This is a genomic window from Streptomyces sp. MGP-P1, assembly GCF_057766565.1.
Genome location: NZ_JBYMEM010000007.1, coordinates 382,842 through 398,240, shown reverse-complemented (window position 1 = coordinate 398,240; position 15,399 = coordinate 382,842). Strand labels below are relative to the sequence as shown.

Here is a 15,399-nt window from a genome sequence, read left to right as displayed (position 1 = left end):
CTGTTCCAGATCGTGAGGGGAGGCAGGAACCCCGTTCGCCTGGTCACTCGTCCTGTAAGCGGGACCAAGCGGATGGGAAGACATGGTGGAGCAGGCAGCCCCCGGTGTGGCGTCGGTGGCGGGGCAGGAAGTGACGGGAGCGGCGGGAGACGGCCGGCGGGGACGGGTCCTCGCCGTGCTTGCCGTGGTGCTGGCCGGGGTGATGGCGTTTCACCGGGGTGTACCCAACGGCGTCGGGCGGGTCGGGAGTCTGCTGGAGTCCTTTCTGCCGTGGCTCGGCGTGATCGTCGTTCTGCTGCTGGTGCTCGCCCTGGTGCGGCGGTCCGCCCTCGCGCTGGTGGCGGTGCTGCTGCCCGTGGGGGTCTGGGTGCATCTCTTCGGTGGGCTGCTCCTGCCCGGCGCGGAAGCCGGCGGGCAGGAGCTCGTCGTCGTGCAGCACAACGTCAGCGACGAGAACCATGACCCTGCGGCGACCGCACGGGCGCTGATCGAGGCCGGGGGCGATCTCGTCGCGCTGGAGGAGCTGGTGGTTCCGCAGCTGTCCGTGTACGAGAGGGTTCTCGCCGCCGACTATCCGCATCACGTCGTCCGGGGCACCGTCGGGCTCTGGTCCAAGTACCCGCTCAGCGGGGAGCGGGTCGTCGACATCAAGCCGCCGAGCATCGCGGAAGGGTGGAGCCGCGGCGTCCGTGCCGTCGTCGATTCGCCGTACGGGGATGTCGCGGCGTACGTCGCCCATCTGCCCTCCGTCCGGGTCGGCGCGGGTGGGCTCGCGTCCGAACGGAGAGACGAGAGTGCCGAGTTGCTCGGGCGTGCCATCGCCGCCGAAAGCGTCGACACGATGATTCTGCTCGGGGATCTCAACGGGACCGTGGATGACCGGGGGCTGGAGCCTCTCACCTCACGCCTGAACGTGGCCGAGCGCGGCTTCGCCTTCAGCTTCCCCGCCTCCCTCCCCCTCGCCCGGATCGATCAGGTCCTGGCCCGCTCAGCCACCGTCGGCCACATCCGCACCCTGCCCGCCACCGGCAGCGACCATCTGCCCGTCGCCGCCCGCGTCGTCCTGGACTGAAGGCGCGGCTCTGAGCTCGTCGGCCCTCCGTACCGTCTCGACTCGTTGCCTCCAGGTCATGTCCTCGGGGAAGTCGTACGTGTCCGTGTCGACCATCCAGCTCGCGTACGCCGCCACCCTGCGGCAGTCCACGCACAACGTCTCGTCGCCCAGCGGGCGGAAGACGTGCTCCTCCCCCTCGCCCGCGCAGGCGACCAGCTCCCTGACGGGCGGTGGGGGCGGTGGAGCCGGCAGCGGGGTCACCGGGCATTTCTCGATCAGGCGGTGGCGCAGGAAGCCCACCGCCGAGTGCACCCCTCCCTCGGGCCTGGCGGCCAGGAGCGCGTGCCGCACGTCCTCTTCCGACAAGCCGCCCTCCAGCCACTTCACCGCCTCCACCGCCAGCCCGCGCGCCTCCCGCACCCCCAGCAACAGGTCGCGGCGCGTGTGGCGAAGCGACAGCAGCAGCCGTTCCGCCTTGGCCAGTTGGGAAGCGGGGTGAGGTGCCGGGGTGGGGTCGGGCGCCGGGGCAGGGTGGGGAGCCGGGGCCGCGTGGGGTGCCGGGGTGGAATCGGCCGCAGAGGGTTGGAGTTCCGGTGTCGGTGTCGGCTCCGGTTCCGGCTCCGGTTCCGGTGTCGGCTCCGGTTCCGGCTCCGGTTCCGGTGTCGGCTCCGGTTCCGGCTCCGGTTCCGGCTCCGGTTCCGGTGTCGGCTCCGGTTCCGGCTCCGGTTCCGGCTCCGGTTCCGGTTCCGGTGTCGGTTCCGGGGTCGGCTCCGGCCTCAGTCCCGGTTCCGGTTCCGGTTCCGGTTGCGGTTGCGGTTGCGCTCGGCGCTGCTCCGGTCGTTCCGCTTCGGAGGGTGGGTGGGGAGTGGTCTTATCACTGTGGTCTTCCTCCGGTTCATAGCTACCGGCCGTCCGGGAAGCCGGTCCGCCGACCGTCGGATACCGCTTACCCGGCGGCGGCGGAGCGGCAGCCGCCCCTCCCGGCGCGCGCCCGCCGCCCGGCTCCAGCGTCGCCCGTACGATCCTGGCCTCGTCGCTCGTCAGCGGCGTGTTCGTGAACAGCTGCTCCGTCGCCCAGCGACCGCCATCGGCCTGGGCCCGCCACTCGTGGACGTAACCGTGCTCCACCAGTTGCTTCTTGGCCAGTTGGTACGTGCGGCCCTTGATCTCCAGTTTCCGTGCCAGCTCGCCGAGCGGGCGGTCCGTGGCGGAGTCGGGGAGGCCCTGGACGTACAGGAGGAGGACCTTCGCATCGCTGTTCATCCGCCGGTCGCGTACGACCGTGTGCGGGGCTTTGGTCCAGCCCGATGAGGGCGCGATAACATGACGCAGCATTTCTAGTGGCTCGCTCTTTCCACTGGGGGTGTTAGGCCCTCGGGTGGGTGTTCGCGCACCTCCGGGGGCCGCTCTGTGCCCGCCTACGTACGCGCACAGAGCGTGATGTCGTCGTCACGGTACCGCACGCTCTCGGACTGCTACGACGTCCGCGAAAAGTGCGCCCCCTCTCACCACCCAGCTCGCAACCGGACTACCACCGTGCGCCGTTGCGTCAGTCGTCCCCTGCTACAGATCCGTGAGCCAGGTATGCCCCGGGTGTACGCGGACGAGCAGCTCCGCCAGGGTCGTGCGCTGCGCCCGGGTCAGGTGCGGGACGGTCACCTCGAAGTCCCTCTGATCTTTCGGGCGGGCGTGCTTGGCCTTGAACAGGAGCACGAGTTCGGGTGCCAGATACGGGATGCCGTCCTGGGTGTGGTGGACGATCTCGCGGTACGGGAGCCGAATCCCCTCGTCCCGGCGGCAGATCCAGGTGGCGCCGTCGTGCGGTTCCCGGAACACGTCGAGCAGGTAGTTGCCGGTGGCCGGATCGCGGAGCCATGTCTGGTGAACGGCGGCCAATGCCTCCGGCGGGGCGTCCTCCCAGATCCGGCCGCTGCCCGCCGCATCGAAGACGTATCCGGGGAAGCGGCTGCGGACCCCGGGAAAGCCCGCCTCCGGAATGGCGATCTCGATGTCTCCGTGAACGCGCGTCAGCCCGCCCCGGAACAGGTCCAACGCCCAGCCCGCGGCCACACACCAGGGCGTGCTGATCCCGGCGAGCCGCTGCGCGACCTCACCCGGAGTCCAACTGGACGACCACCTGGCGTCGAGGCCCTCGATCTCGTCGGGTGACAGTTCGGTGCCGCCGCCGGGCAGTTGCTCGCTCATCGCAGGAAGCTACCAGTGGGCACCGTCGCCCGGGTCAGGACGGCGGTGAAGGCGCATAGTGGTGGGCGAGGCTGATGGCGAGGTCGCGGAGGTGCGCCCTGACTTCGGCGGGGCCGTGGACCGTGATGGAGCTGCCGAACGGGAGGAGGGCTCGCACGTCCTCCAGACGCAGGAAGCGGATCGTGACCGTGCGGCCGGTGGCGGATTCTTCATGGTCGCCCGGGATGAGTCGCAGGCCGAAGATCCGTTGCGCTCTCTCGATCTGGGTCTCGTCGATGGTGGCGCTGACCTCTATCGCGTGGCGGTGTTCCCACTGCTCGACGAGCGTCGCGGCGACGGTGGCCAAGGTCTGGTTCTCGCGGATCCGTCGCGGCTGGTCGACTTCCGACCACGTCGTGATGCGTTCGAGCCGGTACATCCGTGCCACTCGGTCGCAGTCGGCGACGAGGTACCAGTTGCCGGCCTTGACGAACAGTCCGTAGGGATCCACGACAAGGTCGCGTGGGCATGGCTCGCGTGGGCTGCCGTACTCGATCCGTAGCCGACGGCCTCGTCGCACCGCGCCGATCAGCGAAGCCGGAGTCGTGCCGGAAGCTCGTATCTGACGCCAGGGACGGCTGTCCACGTGTACTACGTCGGTGAGCGGCAGGTGCTCCCGCGCTCGGCGTGGCTGTGCGGCGGAGATCTTGGAAAGCGCGCGGCTGCTTTCCACCGACACGTCGAGCTCCGCACGTTGCTTCTCATCCAGCCCGGTGAGCGACAGGTGATCACGTTCGCCCGGTGTCAGTCGCGTGAGGTCGAGCCCGGACCCGGGCAGCATGGTCACGCCTCCGAGTCGGCCCCGGTGTGCGGATACCGGCAGACCGGCGTCACGGAGCCAGTTCACGTCCCGGTTGATGGTGCGAAGGGACACTCCGAGCGCCGAGGCAAGCTCCTGTGTGGTCACGGCACCCCTCGATTCGAGGAGCAGCATCAGGGCGAAGAAACGGTCTGGGGTCACGCACCGATTTTTTCAGGAATGGCGACAGGATGCGGCGCATATACCGCTCAGGCTGGTGGATGCGTACCAACGAACCGTCAAAAGGAATGATCATGACCGCATCCGTCGTGTCCATCGTCTACGTGAACGACTCTGCCGCCGCAGCTCGTTTCTACGGCGACCTCCTCGGCATGAGCCCCTCGTTCGAGACGCCGGGATACATCGCCTTCGACCTCGGGCCGGGCGCCGACCTCGCCCTGTGGTCCGGCCAGTTCGAGGATCTGTCACCGGACGTCCCGCGCACCAGTGAGGTTTGCCTGGCCATCGACGGTGGGCCCGAAGAGCTCGACGCGACCTTCCAGCAGTGGCGGTCCAAGGGGGTCACCATCCTGCGCGAGCCCCATGACGCGGGGTTCGGGCTGACCTTCCTCGCAGCCGATCCTGACGGGAACCGTATCCGCGTCGCACCGCAGGACTGAGAGACCGCAGAGCGGCAGGCGCGCACGACAGGCGTCGCGCCTGCCGCCGTCCGACTTCGAGAGGTCAGCGACGGGACATCACGGTCAAGACCTGCGGAGGGGAACTGTGCCGACCCAGCGGTGGTAGGTGTCTACGTCGACGTTGCTGCCGCACACGATGGTGACAACGTGTCGGCCGGCGAAGCGATCGCGATCTTCGAGGATCGCCGCGACGCCGAGCGCGGCCGAAGGTTCGACGACGAGACCGGCGTGGTCGAGAAGCATCCGCATACCGGAGATGATCGACGACTCCACCTCCGTGCCGCGGGCCTTGAAGCTGCGGACCGGGTTCGCCGTTTCGAGTTTGATGCTCATCGTGCACCCGAGGCCGGGCTCCAGCGCCTCGCAGCGGTACAGCGGAGTGTCGAGAAAGACCGGGTCGATCACCCGGCGGGCCGCCCGGATCCGAGCCGTGTCGAGACGCGTCTCCTGCACGACACAGCAGCGTAGCGCCACTGGCGCTGCTTCCACGAGCAATTGGCCTGAGTTGCAGGCCGGTTGAGGTGTCTCGCTGCGGCGGGCACCTCCGGGCGTTCGAGGGGGGGCGACCGTTCTCGAAGCGGGCGCCAGCCCGGACGAGGGCGACTGGGTGGGGTGCGGTGCGGTGGTCGAAGATCTCGCATGCGGCGGCGGTCTCCAGTGGCTGCTTACGTGTGCCGTGTCAGGGCATCGCTTACGTGTGCCGTGTCAGGGCATCGCCCCCGAGCTGCCACATTTCGTAGTTGCCGCATTCTGCCGTGATCTCGGCCGCCGAGCGAGCCGCGGCGATGAAGTCGTCGACGACCGGCGAGATGCGCGTTGCCGCTACCGCGAGGTGCACCTGGTCGGGTGCCAGGTCCGGGATGGGCACGTAGGCGATGTCGGGATGCGAGTAGAAGACGGATGCCGACCGGGCGAGGAAGGAGATGCCGCGTCCGGCCGCCACATGTTCGAGGGTTTCGTCGACCCCGCGCACCGGGTATCCGGCGTTGGCGAACGGGCGCTTGGTGGGCTGCGAGTTCGCGTCACCGTCCCACAGCAGCAGCTCACCGGCCAGGTCGGTCTCGGTGACCTCCGCCTTACCGGCCAAGCGATGCCCGGCCGGCAGCACCGCCACCCGCGGCTCGGTGTACAAGGGCGTCAGGCGCAGGCCGGTTTCGTCGATGGGCAGGCGCACGCAGGCTACGTCGATGCGCCCGTCGAGCAGCATCGCGGCCTGGTCGTCGCCCTCGATCCGCTGCACATCGACGATCACGTCCGGGTGCTTGCCCTCGAACGCGCGGGCCGCCGGGGTAATGGGAATGCCGGCGCGGAAGCCGACCATGAGCCGCCGCCGGCCGCCGGCGGCCTCGGACAAACGGCGGCGCAGCACGTGGGCGGAGGCGAGCAAGGGGCCGGCGTCGGCCAGGAGCTGCCGGCCCGCGTCGGTCAGTTCGACGCCGTGGCGATCCCGGGTGAACAGTGCCGCGCCGAGATCCTTTTCGAGTGCGCGGATCTGTCGGCTGAGCACCGGCTGCGCGATGTGGAGTTCGTCGGCGGCGCGGCCGAAGTGCAGCCGGTCGGCGACGGCGACGAAGTACCGCAGTTTTCGCAGATCGAGATCCATACGGCCTCCGACGTGGTGAGACCTTCAGGGTATCACCAGGATCTCAAGAGGTCTTGGACGTTTCCTGGGGCCGGTGACAGCATCGAATACGCGCCTCACGGCGTCGGAAGTGAACTCGATGCGCAAATTCCCCGGGCAGGACCGGAAACCGGAAAGCAGGAATACTGATGAGCAGGATCAGCATCGTCGGACTGGGCAATATGGCCCAGGCTCTGGCCGGGCGGGCGCTCGCCGGCGGGAACACCGTTGAGATCCTCGGCCGCGACCAGGCCAAGGCGCAGGAGGTGGCCGCCGCGCTCGGCGGCGCCACCGTGGGCACGGTCGGCGAGGTCCCGGCCGGGGACATCGTGATCCTCGCCGTGCCCTACGCCGGCGCGGTAGCGGTGGTGCAGGAGTACGGGGACGCACTGCGCGGCAAGACCATCGTCGACGTCACCAACCCCGTCACCCCTGACCTGCAGGGCTTCGTCGTGCCCGCTGACAGCTCCGGAGCACAGGAGATCGCCGAGGCCGCTCCCGATGACGCGCACGTCGTCAAGGCGTTCAACACGGTGTTCTCCCATGTGGTGGCCGCCGGGTCCGCCGAGGGCCGTCCGGTGGACGTGTTCATCGCCGGCCACGACGCGCAGGCCAAGACCCGCGTGTCGGATTTCGTCGAGAGCCTGGGGCTGCGCCCCTGGGACACCGGCGACCTCTTCATGGCACGGGCGCTGGAAAACGTCGGCCTGCTGGAGCTGGGCCTGATGAGCCACTCCATCAAGCACACGAATTTCTCCCTCAACGTCACCCTGCTGCGCTGAATAGCGCGCTCCTCACCTCTTTTCCGCGTCGTCCGGAAATGTTTCGCGAGCGGTACGGAAAGCTTCAGTCCACCTCTTCAAGGTCTTTAAGGAATAATCCCGATGCGTGTATTCGTCGCCGGCGGGACCGGGCATTCCGGTTCTCACATCATTCCCGAGCTCATCTCCGCAGGGCACGAGGTCACCGGCCTGGCCCGGTCGGACGCGTCCGCCGAGACCCTCTCCGCGCTCGGTGCGAAAGTGCGCCGTGGCGACCTGGAGGACCTCGACGGGCTCAAGGAAGCAGCCGCCGCCTCCGACGGCGTCATCCACGTCGCCCACCGACAGGACCTCCTGCCCACCGGCGGTATGGACGCCGTGGCCGCCGCGGAGTTCCCCATCCTGCTCGCCTACGGCGAGGCCCTCGCGGGAACGGGAAAGCCGCTGGTCACCGCGGGGAGCATCGGCTCACCGGGTGGCCTGGGGCGGCCGGCCACCGAGGAAGACCCAGCCCTGCCGTCCGGCGAAGAGCACCGGGGCACCCTGCGGGCCCGCAATGTCGTGGAGCGGGCCGTGATCGACCTGGCCGGGCAGGGGGTGCGTTCCTCGGTCGTGCGGATCGCCAACATCGCGCACGGTACGAGTGATGTGGCGGGCTTCCTTCCCACGCTGATCGCGCTCGCGAAGGAGAAGGGGTTCGCCGGCTACCCCGGCGATGGCACCAACGTGTGGAACGCCGTCCACATCCGCGACACCGCCGTCCTGTTCCGCCTGGCCCTGGAAAACGGGCCGGCCGGCAGTTACTGGCACGCGGTCGAGGACGAGGGCACCACCTTCCGCGACATCGCCGAGGCCCTCGCCGCCCGTCTGCGTCTGCCCGCCGTGAGCATCCCCGACGACTCCCTGATGACACCGGGCTACTTCGGATTCCTCACCAACATCGTCACGCAGAGCTACCCGGCGTCCAACGCCATCACCCGCCGCACCCTCGGCTGGGAACCCGCCCAGCCCCGCCTTCTCGCCGATCTGGACAACGGCCATTACTTCCCCGCCGCCTGAACGGTTGGCCGTCCACCGCCCGTGCGGGAACGCCAGCAGGTCATCGGGCATCCGCCCGCGCCGATGCCGGTCCGCGCTGCGGGAGATGTCGTGCTCGTCCTTCATCCACCCGATTCCCACGCCCACTTCGAGACGTCCGCCGCTGAGCACCTCGAGCGTGGTCGGCATGCGGGCCAGGTAGCGCGGTCGACAGCCGACGCATCCACACCGAACCCGGAGGGCCCTCGCTCGTTCAAGATCATCCCGCCGTGGGATCCGTCACCAGCCTCCATGGACAGAACACCTAGCGCCGACCGTCCGCCAGCGCGGCCACCGCGTCGACCAGGCCCTCCCACGCCTGCCGCGTGTCGGCCGTGTCCGGGTGCCGGGTGCCGAAGACGTCGAGCGCGGAGGCCATGTCGTCCAGCGCCCAACGGAGTTCGTAGTACGCGAGCAGCTCCGGGTCCGGGTGGTGGCCGGTGAGTTCGGCGTAGCGGGACAGGTCCTCCGGGGCGTCGGTGGCGAGCCAGAGGTCGCGCTCCGGAGGTGCGAGGGCGACGGTGTCCCAGTCGACCAGGAGGGTACGGCCGCCGGGGTCCAGGACGTTGCCGGGGTGGGGTTCGCCGTGGGTGACCACGGTGGTGGCGGTCGATGCGTCGGACACGAGCTGCGTCGTGCCGCTGTCGAAGCGCTCCAACGCCGAGCGCAGAGCGGTCGAGTTGACGGTCAGCAAGACTTTGCAGCGTTGCGCGTACGGGCCCGCATCCGCGCGGAAGCGCTGCGGATCGGCCAGCGCCGCTCCGATCGCCGCGCGACCCGGCAGCGCCGGGTCATGGCCCGGAGTCGCCAACGGGGCTCGTGTGGCGTGCAGTTGGGCCAGGCGCTCCACCAGCATCCCTCGCGCACCCGTGTCCAGCACCTGACCGAAGTGGCCGGTGGGCGCTTCCACGTACGGGAAGACGCTCACGGCGTACCGGTCGGTCAGACGAAGCAGCGTCTCGCCGCCGCCGGTGCGCAGTGGCGCCACCAACGCCGCCTCGTCGAGGGCCGATTCGAGCGTCGCGGCCGTGTCCATGGCGCGGCTCAGGCCCGTCCACGCCTCGGCCGCGTCTCGCCCGCAGTGCGGCTTGTGCGCGAGGTCGGCGACCGTGACGAAGGTCCGGCGGCCCTCCGCGTCGGCCGCGACCCAGTGGTGGTCGCCGAAGCCGACCGGGGCGTGGGTGAGCACGACGGGTTCGATGCCCCAGGCCCCGAGGGCGGCGGCCAGGACGGTTTCGTCGATATCGGTCGGACGGTCCTTCACACGGGACACGATAGTGACCTTCCGGGAAGGGCCGGGGCGGTCGGGTCCGCCCGCTGCCGTCGCCCTTGCCCGTCATCCCCTCGGCCCCCTCCCACTCCTTCCGCCTACACGCTTTGTACACGCTCTCATCACAATTCCGCTTCGCTTCCGACATGCCCCTGATGTACGCCCGGCCGCGCTGCGAATATCGGCTGCTCCACAGCACAGCGTTCGGCCTTGGGGGCAACACATGCAGACGAGGAAGCAGCCACGACGGCCCGGGCGCGGGTTCCTTCGCATACGGATATCGGCAGGAGCGGGCGCGCTCGCGCTGATCCTGACGGGGTGCGGAGGCGATGACGGCACCACGGACGACCAGGGCGGGAAGGCCGCCGCGTCGGCCGGGTCTCCGGCCTCCGTGGATCGGACGCTGGCGCTCATGGACGACGAGCAGAGCATGGACGCGGGCAACAGCCTGGACGTGGACGTCCTCGACAACGACTCCGTCACCCTGGAGAACGGGGCCCGGGCCGCGCTGCTCCACACCTACGACCCCGCCGAACTGACCCTGAGTATCGACACCGAGCCCGACCACGGTTCCGCATCGGTGTCCGGGACCACGGTCACGTACACCGCCGGAGACGGGTACGCCGGCGAGGACAAGCTCACGTACGAGGTCCTCGTGAAGGGCGCCGAGGTCCCCGCCGCCACCGCCGTCGTCCGCATCACCGTCACCGCCGCCGCCCCCGAAACGACTCCGGCTCCCGCCTCGAACGCCTCGGACTCCGCCCCGGGGGCGACGGACCCGGCGCCCGCGTACTACAAGAACTGCGACGCCGCCCGCGCCGCCGGGGCCGCTCCCGTCGAGGAGGGTGACCCCGGCTACGCACCCCACCTGGACCGCGACGGCGACGGCGTGGGCTGTGAGCCGTGGGGCGAGTCCGCCTCCTCCACCGACGGAAACGGTACGAGTGGTGGGGGTGGTGGGGGCGGCAGCGTCTCCTACGCGAACTGCACCGCCGTACGGAACGCCGGCGCCGCCCCCATCCGGGCCGGGGACCCCGGCTACGGGCGGCACTTGGACCGTGACGGGGACGGCGTCGGCTGCGAGTGAGCCTCGATGGCCGCGCAGCGGCGGGAGGCGGCCGCCGGAGCCCGACTCCGGTGGCCCCGCCCCGGCCCCGTCAGTGGCCGCCATCACCCGTCAGGCGAACTGGTCGAATGCCATCTTGGCCACCATGCCGGTGACCACGAGCACCAGAACGACCCGGACGAATCCGGATCCCCTCTTCATCGCGGTGCGCGACCCGATCATCGCGCCGACGATGTTGCCCACCGCCATTCCCAGGCCGAGGGCCCACAGGACGTTTCCCTGCCAGGCGAAGACCGCGAGGGCTCCCAGATTGGAGGAGGCGTTGATCACCTTCGCCATGGCCGCGCTCTCCAGGAACTGGGTAGCGAGGAGCGTGGTGAAGGAGATGATGAGGAAGGTGCCGACGCCGGGCCCGAAGACACCGTCGTAGAAGCCGATGCCGACGCCCGCGACGAGGATCGCGGCGTTGCGGCGGCGCGGGGTGACGACGATGTCCCGCTGCTGGACCCCGAAGTCGGGCCGGAAGGCCACGAAGAGCGCCACCGTGATGAGCAGGCCCATGATGACGGGCCGGAAATAGCTCGTGGGAACGCTCGACGCGGACAGTGCTCCCAGCGCGCCGAAGGGGATCGCCAGTCCTGCTGCCGGCAGCAGGACCGAGCGGTCCAGTTCGGTGCGCCGCTGGTACATGTACGCGGCGGTCGCGGTGCCCATGACCGCCGCGATCTTGTTCGTGCCGAGCGCCACCGCGGGCGAGTACGTCGGAAAGGCCAGCAGCAGCACCGGGATGAGCAGCACCCCGCCACCGCCGACCACCGCGTCCACCCAGCCCGCCGCGGTCGCGGCGACGAGCAGGCCGAGCACTTCGTACAGGTCCACGCTTCCCTCACTCACTCACGTGACGCGGCCCCGGCGCACGCAGAGCGGCCGGGGGCCCGGTCGGGCGGGACGGATGGCGCACGTTCTCGTGTTCCGGCGGGCGGTCGTAGGCGGCCGATGGGACCGGCGGGGCTCATGGGTCCGGTGGGACTCGTAAAGCCCGGCGGGCCCGGCAGGACTCGTGGGCCCGGCATCGGCAAGACGGCCCGGCAGGACCGGTGGAACCAGTGGAACCGGTGGAACCAGTGGAACCGGTGGAACCAGTGGAACCGGTGGAACCAGTGGAACGGGTGGAACCAGTGGTTCCTGTCAGCGGTAGTCGTCCGGGTGGTCCTGCATCCAGGTGTTGATGCCGTCACGGGTGCCGACGATCTCGGAGAAGTACTTCTCCAGGTGTGCCTCGGACCGGTCCTCGCCCAGCTTGTCGAACAGGACCTTCATGTCGGCGAGCGGCTGCTCGAAGTGGCCGGGGCCCTTGGTGTCCGCCCGCATCGCCTCGTCCAGCTCGGTGAGTTCCCGGGTGACCCGGCCGAGGAAGTAGGCGCAGTCGCCCGCGCCCGGGGTGCAGGTGTCGTTGAGCGTCGCCTGGAGTGTCGCGAAGGCGTCGCGGACCAGCTCGGGGCCGGGCGTGGCCACGGCGGTGGGCTCCGCCTCGGCGGCCTCCCGCTCGGCCTGGTCCGCGTTCTCGGCGCCCTCCGCGATCCGCTCCTGGTCCGCCGCCGGTTCCGCTGAGGCGGCCGGGACGTCCCCACCGGGGCCGCCGCCGCTCGACGCCTGGGTGCAGGACACCAGCGCCGCGGCCACGACCACGGCGAGTGCCCCGGTACGCCAACCGGTTCGGGCCGGACGGTGAGCGTCGACACGGTCACCCGGACCGGCGACGGTACGGGCAGCGTTACGGAACAGCATGAGACCCCCCTCGTGCGAAGAGTCCAGACCCTACCCGGCCCGCACAGGGCACCGCGGCCCGCCCTCACGCGTCAAACCCGCGATCGGCAGGAGCAGTTACGCGAGAAAGGCCGCCATCTCCCCGTACACCGCGGCCGTGTTGTCCAGGTGGGCGTCGTGGCCGGCTCCCGGGATCACGCCGATCCGCGTCCCGGGGCGCCGGGCCCGCATCCGGTCCGCCTCGTCCGGCTTCATCACGCCATTCTCGCCCCGTACCACGAGGACCGGGCAGCGCACCTCGTCCCAGTCGTCCCAGTAGTGCCGGTGCGCGTTCTCCTGGACGGTGGCGACCATCACGTCCCGGTCGACCCGGGGGTGCAGCCCGCCGGGGCCCGGCACGAGCCCAGCCGCCCAGGCCCGGCCCGCGGGCCCGCCGCCGAAGAACGCCTCGGCCGCTCCCGCGTCCGGGAACGGAACCGGCCACGAGTCGAGCCAGTCACCTATCTGTTCCGGCAGTCGGGGACTCGGCCCCGCCGGGCCCGCCTCGATCAGGACCAGCGCGCGGCACACCTGAGGGTGCGCCGCCGCCGTCAGCAGCGCGGTGAGGCCGCCCATCGACTGGCCGACCAGCACCGTGTCCTCCCCCGCCAGACCGAACCGGCGCGCGACCGCGAGTACATCGCGGACGTGCGCCGCCCGCGTCACGTCCCCGGGACGGCGGGTGCTCGCCCCGCTGCCCCGGGCGTCGAAGGCGATCACCCGGTGCGTGGACGCGAACCGGGCCGCCAGCGCCTCCCACTCGCCGGAATGACCGGCCAGGCCGTGCAGCAGGAGGAGGGTCGGGCCCCCGCCGCCGCCGTGGTCGGTGCAGGAGAGGCGTACGGGGCCGGTTCCGCCCGCCCTTTCGCCGTCCTCGACCGTCACCGTCGTCGTGACCGCTTCCACCCGACACTCCTGTCTCCGCGTCCGCTGCCCGCACTCCTCGGTCCGGCCCGCCCGGCGGCACCGTCGCCCCGAACGCTAGCCTCGGGCTGAGTGGGCAACCACAGCTGCGCGACCACAGCTGTGCGACCACAGGTGTACCGACGGCTCACAGGAAGCGATGGTGGCGGCGATGGTGAAGAGGGCGATGGTGAGGATTCCGGCAGCGGCAGTGGCGGCGAGCGGGCTCGTCGGAGGTTACGGCGTCGCCCGGTGGACCAGGAAGCGGCCGCTCGGCGGCGTCGCGCTCGCCGCCGCCGGGTCCCTCGCCGCGTACGAGTGGAACCGCCAGGCCGGGCCCCGTGCCGCCGCCGGGCTGACCGTCGCCTACGTCGCCGCCTTCGCCGGATCGCACCCGCTCGCCAAGAAGGTCGGCGCCTGGCCCGCCGTCTTCGCCGTCGCGGGCGGCGTGGCCGCCGCTTCCTGGGCCGTCACGCGGCGCGGCGCGAACCCCTGAGCCGCTCGCCGGCCCGACCTCACCGCCGGGGTCGGGCCGACGGGACGCTCAGCCACCCAGCCGCTGAGCCACACCACCGCTCAGCCGCTCAGCGCGTGCGACACCGTGTAGATCGCCAGGCCCGCCAGCGCGCCGACCACCGTGCCGTTGATCCGGATGAACTGGAGGTCGCGGCCGATGTGCGCCTCGATCTTCTTCGAGGTCTGGTCCGCGTCCCAGCCGGCCACCGTCTCGCTGATCAGCGAGGTGATCTCGCCGCGGTACGTCGTCACGACGTACACCGCGGCGTCCTCCAGCCAGCCGTCCAGCTTGCCCTGGAGCCGTTCGTCGCTCGACAGCCGCGCTCCCAGCGACATCAGCGAGGCGCGTGCACGCAGCCGCAGTTCGCTGCGCTCGTCCTCCGCCGCCGAGAGGATCATCGTCCGTACGGAGGACCACGCCGAGGCGATGACGTCCTGGACCTCGCCGCGGCCCAGGATCTCCGACTTCAGCCGCTCCACCCGCGCCCGCGTGTCGGCGTCGCTCTGGAGGTCGGACGCGAAGTCGGTCAGGAACGTGTCGATGGAGCCGCGCGCCGGGTGCTCCGGCATGTCCCGCATCTCCGTGACGAACCGCAGCAGTTCCTTGTAGACCCGCTCCCCCACCCGCTTGTCCACGAACCGGGGGGTCCAGCCCGGGGCTCCGCCCTGCACCGCGTTCATCACCGAGTCGCCGTGCTCCACCAGCCAGTCGTGCGCCCGGACACAGACGAGGTCGACGACCTTGCGGTGACCGCCGTCCGTGACGACCTTCTCCAGCATCTTGCCGAGGCCAGGCCCGACCTCCACCGCGTCCGCGCGCCGGGTGATGGCCTCGCCGACCACCGCCTGCACATCGGAATCCCGAAGGACCGTCAGCGCACCGCGCAGGGCGGTCGCCAGCTCAGCGGTGACCCGGTCGGCGTGGGCCGGCTCCGCGAGCCACACACCGAGCCTCCGACCGACCCCCAGAGCGTGAATTCGGTCACGAATGACGTCTCCGGAGAGAAAGTTCTCGCCAACGAAGGAACCGAGTGACTGTCCCAGCTGATCCTTCTTGGTGGGGATGATGGCTGTGTGCGGAATGGGCAGGCCGAGCGGGCGCCGGAAGAGCGCCGTGACGGCGAACCAGTCCGCCAACGCGCCCACCATCCCCGCCTCGGCAGCCGCCGCGACGTAGCCCGGCCAGCCCTCCACGCCTGAGTTCTTCGCCCAGGTGGCCAGGACGTAGACGACCGCGACGAGCAGAAGGAGGCCGGTGGCCGTGATTTTCATGCGCCGTACGCCGCGCTGTTTCTCCTCGTCGGCGGCGGTGTACGCGAACGAGGCCAGCGGGCCCACACCCGCCCTCGGCGCCTGCCCCGGCGACTGTGCCCGCGCCTGTTCCTGCCCCTGCCCCTGTGCCTGTGCCTGTGCCTGTTCCTGCCCCTGTGCCGGCGGCAGCGCCGCACGCTCCGATCGCTCCGACTTCTGCACCGCGTCCTCGCCCTGCTCCTGCTCGTCGGATCCGGTCCGTTCCATCCGCTCCACCCGTCCGCGTGCGCCTCGCCCCCGTGACGTACGCATTGTCCCTACCTCCCCTACTCCCGGGCCGCACGTCGAGTTCCCGACGGCCTGTCGCATCATGGGACCAGCACGATCATC

General features: G+C 70.5%; 16 protein-coding genes. 6 read left to right on the top strand and 10 right to left on the bottom strand.

Annotated elements, in window-relative coordinates; genetic code table 11:
- The first annotated feature begins 202 nt into the window (after positions 1–202).
- Complete coding sequence (locus AC3CH1_RS23480; RefSeq protein ID WP_488466714.1) at positions 203–1,072, top strand: endonuclease/exonuclease/phosphatase family protein; 870 nt, start codon at positions 203–205, stop codon at positions 1,070–1,072.
- Here AC3CH1_RS23480 and AC3CH1_RS23475 read toward each other — a convergent pair.
- The 3 genes from AC3CH1_RS23475 to AC3CH1_RS23465 form a co-directional block, all read right to left on the bottom strand.
- Positions 989–2,389, bottom strand: a complete 1,401-nt coding sequence (locus tag AC3CH1_RS23475) for a hypothetical protein (protein ID WP_488464733.1) — start codon at positions 2,387–2,389, stop codon at positions 989–991. The two genes, AC3CH1_RS23480 and AC3CH1_RS23475, sit on opposite strands and share 84 nt — an antisense overlap.
- Before the next feature lie 228 nt (positions 2,390–2,617).
- Positions 2,618–3,259, bottom strand: coding sequence for a nucleotidyltransferase domain-containing protein (locus AC3CH1_RS23470; protein ID WP_488464732.1), 642 nt, complete (start codon positions 3,257–3,259; stop codon positions 2,618–2,620).
- A 34-nt stretch (positions 3,260–3,293) separates the two neighbouring features.
- Complete coding sequence (locus tag AC3CH1_RS23465; protein ID WP_488464731.1) at positions 3,294–4,259, bottom strand: helix-turn-helix transcriptional regulator; 966 nt, start codon at positions 4,257–4,259, stop codon at positions 3,294–3,296.
- A gap of 92 nt (positions 4,260–4,351) precedes the next feature.
- Here AC3CH1_RS23465 and AC3CH1_RS23460 point away from each other — a divergent pair, with 92 nt between their 5' ends.
- A complete protein-coding gene (locus AC3CH1_RS23460; protein ID WP_488464730.1) occupies positions 4,352–4,717 on the top strand; it encodes a VOC family protein in 366 nt (121 codons plus the stop codon).
- Positions 4,718–4,801: 84 nt separating this feature from the next.
- Here the strand turns inward: AC3CH1_RS23460 and AC3CH1_RS23455 are convergent, their stop codons facing one another.
- Together AC3CH1_RS23455 and AC3CH1_RS23450 are read right to left on the bottom strand one after the other, a co-directional pair.
- A complete protein-coding gene (locus AC3CH1_RS23455) occupies positions 4,802–5,191 on the bottom strand; it encodes a hypothetical protein (protein ID WP_488464729.1) in 390 nt (129 codons plus the stop codon).
- Between the two features lie 238 nt (positions 5,192–5,429).
- A complete protein-coding gene (locus AC3CH1_RS23450) occupies positions 5,430–6,341 on the bottom strand; it encodes a LysR family transcriptional regulator (protein ID WP_488464728.1) in 912 nt (303 codons plus the stop codon).
- A gap of 167 nt (positions 6,342–6,508) precedes the next feature.
- Between AC3CH1_RS23450 and AC3CH1_RS23445 the strand changes: the two genes are divergently transcribed.
- Complete coding sequence (locus AC3CH1_RS23445) at positions 6,509–7,141, top strand: NADPH-dependent F420 reductase (protein ID WP_488464727.1); 633 nt, start codon at positions 6,509–6,511, stop codon at positions 7,139–7,141.
- A 102-nt stretch (positions 7,142–7,243) separates the two neighbouring features.
- Positions 7,244–8,179 carry an SDR family oxidoreductase gene (locus AC3CH1_RS23440; RefSeq protein ID WP_488464726.1) on the top strand — a complete coding sequence of 312 codons (936 nt, stop codon included), beginning with the start codon at positions 7,244–7,246 and terminating at the stop codon, positions 8,177–8,179.
- A gap of 283 nt (positions 8,180–8,462) precedes the next feature.
- Here the strand turns inward: AC3CH1_RS23440 and AC3CH1_RS23435 are convergent, their stop codons facing one another.
- A complete protein-coding gene (locus AC3CH1_RS23435) occupies positions 8,463–9,461 on the bottom strand; it encodes a phosphotransferase (protein ID WP_488464725.1) in 999 nt (332 codons plus the stop codon).
- A 418-nt stretch (positions 9,462–9,879) separates the two neighbouring features.
- Here AC3CH1_RS23435 and AC3CH1_RS23430 point away from each other — a divergent pair, with 418 nt between their 5' ends.
- Positions 9,880–10,554, top strand: a complete 675-nt coding sequence (locus AC3CH1_RS23430) for an excalibur calcium-binding domain-containing protein (protein ID WP_488464724.1) — start codon at positions 9,880–9,882, stop codon at positions 10,552–10,554.
- 90 nt (positions 10,555–10,644) lie between these two features.
- Here AC3CH1_RS23430 and AC3CH1_RS23425 read toward each other — a convergent pair whose 3' ends face one another.
- The 3 genes from AC3CH1_RS23425 to AC3CH1_RS23415 all read right to left on the bottom strand — a co-directional run bounded on the left by AC3CH1_RS23425 (position 10,645) and on the right by AC3CH1_RS23415 (position 13,245).
- Positions 10,645–11,412, bottom strand: coding sequence for a sulfite exporter TauE/SafE family protein (locus tag AC3CH1_RS23425; RefSeq protein ID WP_488464723.1), 768 nt, complete (start codon positions 11,410–11,412; stop codon positions 10,645–10,647).
- 309 nt (positions 11,413–11,721) lie between these two features.
- Positions 11,722–12,321, bottom strand: a complete 600-nt coding sequence (locus AC3CH1_RS23420; protein ID WP_488464722.1) for a hypothetical protein — start codon at positions 12,319–12,321, stop codon at positions 11,722–11,724.
- A gap of 96 nt (positions 12,322–12,417) precedes the next feature.
- Positions 12,418–13,245, bottom strand: a complete 828-nt coding sequence (locus AC3CH1_RS23415; RefSeq protein ID WP_488464721.1) for an alpha/beta fold hydrolase — start codon at positions 13,243–13,245, stop codon at positions 12,418–12,420.
- 184 nt (positions 13,246–13,429) lie between these two features.
- Here AC3CH1_RS23415 and AC3CH1_RS23410 point away from each other — a divergent pair, with 184 nt between their 5' ends.
- Complete coding sequence (locus AC3CH1_RS23410) at positions 13,430–13,738, top strand: hypothetical protein (RefSeq protein ID WP_488466713.1); 309 nt, start codon at positions 13,430–13,432, stop codon at positions 13,736–13,738.
- Between the two features lie 80 nt (positions 13,739–13,818).
- On the opposite strand, the gene AC3CH1_RS23405 is transcribed toward AC3CH1_RS23410, so the two are convergent.
- Positions 13,819–15,276: a DUF445 domain-containing protein gene (locus AC3CH1_RS23405; protein ID WP_488464720.1), complete on the bottom strand. Its 1,458-nt coding sequence runs from the start codon at positions 15,274–15,276 to the stop codon at positions 13,819–13,821.
- Between the last annotated feature and the right edge of the window lie 123 nt (positions 15,277–15,399).

What these genes read in the sequence shown, in the direction of transcription:
- AC3CH1_RS23480 (WP_488466714.1), top strand. Translation starts at nt 203, where the DNA reads ATGGCGTTTCACCGGGGTGTACCCAACGGCGTCGGGCGGGTCGGGAGT.
- AC3CH1_RS23475 (WP_488464733.1), bottom strand. Translation starts at nt 2,389, where the DNA reads ATGCTGCGTCATGTTATCGCGCCCTCATCGGGCTGGACCAAAGCCCCG.
- AC3CH1_RS23470 (WP_488464732.1), bottom strand. Translation starts at nt 3,259, where the DNA reads ATGAGCGAGCAACTGCCCGGCGGCGGCACCGAACTGTCACCCGACGAG.
- AC3CH1_RS23460 (WP_488464730.1), top strand. Translation starts at nt 4,352, where the DNA reads ATGACCGCATCCGTCGTGTCCATCGTCTACGTGAACGACTCTGCCGCC.
- AC3CH1_RS23450 (WP_488464728.1), bottom strand. Translation starts at nt 6,341, where the DNA reads ATGGATCTCGATCTGCGAAAACTGCGGTACTTCGTCGCCGTCGCCGAC.
- AC3CH1_RS23445 (WP_488464727.1), top strand. Translation starts at nt 6,509, where the DNA reads ATGAGCAGGATCAGCATCGTCGGACTGGGCAATATGGCCCAGGCTCTG.
- AC3CH1_RS23440 (WP_488464726.1), top strand. Translation starts at nt 7,244, where the DNA reads ATGCGTGTATTCGTCGCCGGCGGGACCGGGCATTCCGGTTCTCACATC.
- AC3CH1_RS23430 (WP_488464724.1), top strand. Translation starts at nt 9,880, where the DNA reads ATGGACGACGAGCAGAGCATGGACGCGGGCAACAGCCTGGACGTGGAC.
- AC3CH1_RS23420 (WP_488464722.1), bottom strand. Translation starts at nt 12,321, where the DNA reads ATGCTGTTCCGTAACGCTGCCCGTACCGTCGCCGGTCCGGGTGACCGT.
- AC3CH1_RS23410 (WP_488466713.1), top strand. Translation starts at nt 13,430, where the DNA reads ATGGTGAGGATTCCGGCAGCGGCAGTGGCGGCGAGCGGGCTCGTCGGA.
- AC3CH1_RS23405 (WP_488464720.1), bottom strand. Translation starts at nt 15,276, where the DNA reads ATGGAACGGACCGGATCCGACGAGCAGGAGCAGGGCGAGGACGCGGTG.